The organism is Dethiosulfatibacter sp. (assembly GCF_983023055.1).
The window spans coordinates 1-4472 of record NZ_CEZJXU010000197.1 but is presented as its reverse complement, the minus strand read 5'-3'; the positions used below and the strand labels follow the sequence as shown (position 1 = coordinate 4472).

General features: G+C 41.9%; 7 protein-coding genes. All 7 read left to right on the top strand.

Annotated elements, in window-relative coordinates:
- Positions 1-768, top strand: a 768-nt coding sequence (locus AC3AX0_RS07905) for an FHIPEP family type III secretion protein (protein ID WP_487549760.1), incomplete at its 5' end; no start/stop codon positions are given.
- A 16-nt stretch (positions 769-784) separates the two neighbouring features.
- Positions 785-1519: a sigma-70 family RNA polymerase sigma factor gene (locus AC3AX0_RS07900; RefSeq protein ID WP_487549759.1), complete on the top strand. Its 735-nt coding sequence runs from the start codon at positions 785-787 to the stop codon at positions 1517-1519.
- Positions 1520-1555: 36 nt separating this feature from the next.
- The gene (locus tag AC3AX0_RS07895) at positions 1556-2311 is read left to right on the top strand and encodes a flagellar hook-basal body protein (protein ID WP_487549758.1); all 756 of its coding nucleotides are present in this window, start codon (positions 1556-1558) and stop codon (positions 2309-2311) included.
- A 10-nt stretch (positions 2312-2321) separates the two neighbouring features.
- Positions 2322-3101: a flagellar hook-basal body protein gene (locus AC3AX0_RS07890; RefSeq protein ID WP_487549757.1), complete on the top strand. Its 780-nt coding sequence runs from the start codon at positions 2322-2324 to the stop codon at positions 3099-3101.
- A gap of 13 nt (positions 3102-3114) precedes the next feature.
- Positions 3115-3438 carry a flagellar biosynthesis anti-sigma factor FlgM gene (locus tag AC3AX0_RS07885; protein WP_487549756.1) on the top strand — a complete coding sequence of 108 codons (324 nt, stop codon included), beginning with the start codon at positions 3115-3117 and terminating at the stop codon, positions 3436-3438.
- Positions 3439-3448: 10 nt separating this feature from the next.
- Complete coding sequence (locus tag AC3AX0_RS07880) at positions 3449-3889, top strand: flagellar protein FlgN (RefSeq protein ID WP_487549755.1); 441 nt, start codon at positions 3449-3451, stop codon at positions 3887-3889.
- Positions 3890-3892: 3 nt separating this feature from the next.
- On the top strand, positions 3893-4472 hold a 580-nt coding region (flgK, locus tag AC3AX0_RS07875; RefSeq protein WP_487549754.1), incomplete at its 3' end, for a flagellar hook-associated protein FlgK.

The window sequence follows — 4472 nt, the reverse complement described above, 5'->3', positions numbered from 1 at the left end:
TACCTTGCAATGAATACAGACGACATGCCGGGAAAAATAGACGGAATAGAAACAAAGGAGCCTGCCTTTGGCATGAACGCCCTTTGGATAACTCCAGAAACTGTTGACAGGGCTGAAATTAGCGGATATACGGTAATAGACTCCGTCTCCGTGGTGTCGACCCATATTTCCGAGGTTGTGAAATCAAACAGCCACGAGCTTATGGGAAGACAGGAAGTGAAGACCCTTGTCGACGAGCTGGAGAAGAAATATCCAGCCCTTGTCTCCGATGTGATTCCTGACATAGTAAACCTGGGTACACTTCAGAAGGTGCTTGTAAACCTTCTTGAAGAGGGGATAAGGATAAAGAACCTTCCAACAATAGTTGAAATTCTTGGAGACTATGGAAGGACGGTTCCCGACATCGACCAGCTCACCGAATATGTCCGGATGGGACTAAAAAAGCAAATATGCAACCAGTACTCATGCGACAACAGGCTTGAGCTTCTCATAGTGTCGCCGGAGCTTGAACAGAGGATATCCGACACAGTGAACAATTCAACAAACGGACTAAAGCCTGACGAGATGCAGGCCTTCGCGCAAAATACAAAAAAAGAATTCAACCAGGCTCTTGACCAGGGATACAGTCCGGTCCTTGTCACCACTCCACTATTGAGGAGCTATATGAAAAGTCTTACAATGCAAAGCGGCATGGAAATAGATGTCATGAGCGTATCTGAAATAGATAATAAATATGAACTGAAAGTAGTTGGGAACATAAGCATCTGACGGAAGGGGTCAAAACATGCAATGTGAAAAGCTCTGGAATGATTACAGGGAAACAGAAAAAACTGAATACCGTAACCGCCTTGTAATGGAATATCTTCCCCTTGTGAGGAAAATTGTCAACGTAATGATAGACAAATCACTGGGATACCATATAAGAGAGGAATTTCACAGCGTAGGAGTCCTGGGGCTCATGGATGCAGTCCACAAGTTTGACTCAATGAAGGGTGTGAAGTTTGAAACCTATGCATCCATTAGGATAAGGGGAGCAATAAAGGACTTCATGAGAAAGCAGGACTGGGTTCCAAGGGGAGTAAGGGAAAAGCAGAAGCTCATTGACAATGCGGACCAGAGGCTGAGATACAGCCTTGGAAGAGACCCTGAAAGCCATGAAATTGCCGGCGAGGCAGGACTTTCCATGAGGGATTACGAAGAAACCCTCAAGAATATTGCCCACTCCAACATTTCATCCTTTGAAATGGCAATAAGCAAGGGTGTAAATGCCATGAGTTACGAAGCTAACGACTTCAATCCTGAAAAAATAATGGAAAAAAAGGAAGTCGAAAGAATTCTAGCAGCGGAAATAGAAAACCTCACTCTAAGGGAACAGCAGATTATATCCCTCTATTACAGGGAGGACCTAACCCTCAAGGAAATAGGCGAAGTCCTTGGAGTTACAGAATCGAGAATGTCACAGCTTATGAAGTTAATAACGACAAAGCTCAGGGACAGGATGAAAAAGCAGTTTGAGTAGTAAATTTCAGGTTAAAATAATCAGACAGGAGAAAATATGGATACTTCAGTAAAAATGCTTGGAACCTCCATGAAATATCTCCAGGAAAAGCTAAATTCATCGTCAAACAATATTTCAAACAGCGATACACCTGGATATAAAAAATCAAATACACGAAGCATAAGCTTTACAAACATACTGTCCGACGAGATGGCCAAGATAGTTCCAAATGCATCTGAAATATACAATACGGGAACAAACACCTTCAATCCTGGGATATATGTGGACGAGGTGACAAGGAACTTCAGCCAGGGAAACCTTGTGCAGACGGACAATCCCCTTGATATTTCAATTCAGGGAGGAGGATTCTTCACAGTAAGCGCCTCTTCCGGTACAGCCTATCTGAGAAGTACTTCCATGACTGTAGATAGTTCGGGGTACCTTTCAACTGCGGCAGGAGATAGGCTTCAGGGAACCAACGGATCCATATATATTGGAAGCGGCGACTTTGATATCCTGAACGATGGAACGGTAATATCCGGAGGAAAGGCAGTAAACATACTGAAAATAGTGGATTTTTCAAATAAAGAGTCCATGACTGATGCAGGTAATGGAACCTTATCAGGAGGGGGAGGATATATTCCTGCTGACGGTACCGTGATGCAGGGGTTTCTCGAGTCCTCCAATGTGGACCTTACGGAGGAAATGACGGATCTCATTGAAATATCGAAAAAGTTTCAGACAAACCAGAAGCTCATTCAGATGCTTGATGAAATAAACGGACTTTCATCAAATAGAATAGGAAAACTATAGGAGAAGCCTTATGATACAGGGATTTTATTCAGCCAAATCATCACTCAAATTCAGACAGACAAGGATGGACATAATATCCGACAACCTGTCAAACATCAATACGGACGGGTACAAGAAGAATACTGCAAATTTTGAAGAAGCCCTAAATATAGTGTCGAAAAAGGAATATCCATCCCAGGGAGAGATGTTTTATTCAACGGGTACTGGAACTTTTCTTGGAAGCATGGAGAGGGATTTTTCCCAGGGAGACTTAAAGGATACCGGAAACAGCCTTGACCTTGCAATTGAAGGCCCTGGTTTTCTCGGTCTGTCCGATTCGTCGGGAAGAAGATATTATTCAAGGGGAGGGTCATTTACCCTGTCACTGCCCAATAAAGAAGGATTTTCAAACATTGTAGACGCGAACGGATATTTTCTTTTAAATAAATCGGGACAAAAACTAAACATTTACGCTGATGCTGCCGATATAAGTATTGAAGAAGACGGTTTTTTGGAATTGAGTTCATCCGAGGACAGTATTGACGGCCAAAACATAATGGTTGTGGACTTTCATGGAAAGAATGAACTTGCATCCCTTGGGCGCGGTCTTTACGGCCAAACCATCAGATCGGGAGTACCTGTTGCAGCATCGGAAGCGGATATTGTACAGGGTGCCATTGAAATGTCAAATGTTGACATGGCAGAGGAAATGACCAATCTTATCATGAACCAGAGGATTTTTCAACTCAACTCGAAAATAATCCAGACGGCAGACGAGATGGAATCAATGGCCAACAGCTTGAGAAAATGATTAGGAGTAGATTATGAGAATTAAACCTTCAGAATATGCAAATATCATAAACCAGTATTCCAATTCAAAAAATTCAGAGGCAATGTCCAATACCCAGAGTACAAAAAAATCAACAGATGCAAAGAGTCCGTCAAAAAATAATTATGAATCAGCAGCAGTAAAAGTAGACATATCCAAGGACTACGATACATACCACAAGGCAATAAAGGAAATAAAGTCCCAGGAGACAGAGTCAAGGAACATGAAAATACAGAACCTTAAAAAACAGATTGAGGAGGGCACTTACGAAATAAAGCCCGAACTTATATCTCAGAGCATCATGGACAAACTGGGTTAAGGAGAAAAGCATGACTGAATTTTTGAATATACTGAAAGAAGAACAAAATATTAGCAAAGATTTATTGAAGATTTCTAAAAGCAAAACCCAAGCTATCAAGGAAAATGACATAGGGGGTATTGACAGTCTTGTAAAGGTTGAATCTGCTCTTGTCATGAAGTTTTCAGCCCTGGAAAGAAACAGGAATTCACTCTGCGAAATCATGAGGGAATCCCTGGGACTGTCTGGAGCTGATTTTAATATGACGGAACTTAAGACGAAGACTACGAATGAAAACTATAGATACATTGATGACCTGCAAAAGAACATGAAAAGGACTTTGGACGAACTGCAGGAAGTCGGGAAACTCAACGACACCCTTATCAAATCAAGACTTGACTGGATAAACATATCCATGAGGGTGCTTGGCAGAAGGGATGAAAAATCAAATACCATAGACGAAAGGATATAGATCATGGGATTTAATTCTTTAAATATAGCAAAATCAGGACTTGTGGCAAGCCAGATGGCCCTTAACGTCACAAGCAACAATATAGCGAATGCAAACACCAAGGGGTATACCAGGCAGAGGCTTGATCTTTCCGCAAAGGAAGGAACAAACAACGGAATCGTCTCACCGGGAAACGGAGTTGAAATAGAGAATCTTACACAGATAAGAAACGAATACCTGGACCTTCAGTTCAGGTCTGAAAATTCTGTGAACTCAGAGCTTTTATCAAAATCCCTTGCAATGGGAAAGATAGAAAACATCTTCGCAGAGCCATCGGAATACGGAATAAACGAAAACCTGTCAAATTTCTTCACCTCCCTCGAGGAAATGTCCTACAATGCCCACGACCTGAGCTACAGGGAAACCGTAGTACAGATGGCTGTGACGCTGACGGATTCCTTCCATACAATTGCAAATGAGCTTGTGAACTATCAGAAGGAGCTTGATAACAACATATCAATGACTGTTGACGACATAAACACAAAAATTGAGGAAATCCAGGCTCTTAACGAAACAATCTACAATTTCGAGCTTAAGGGAACGA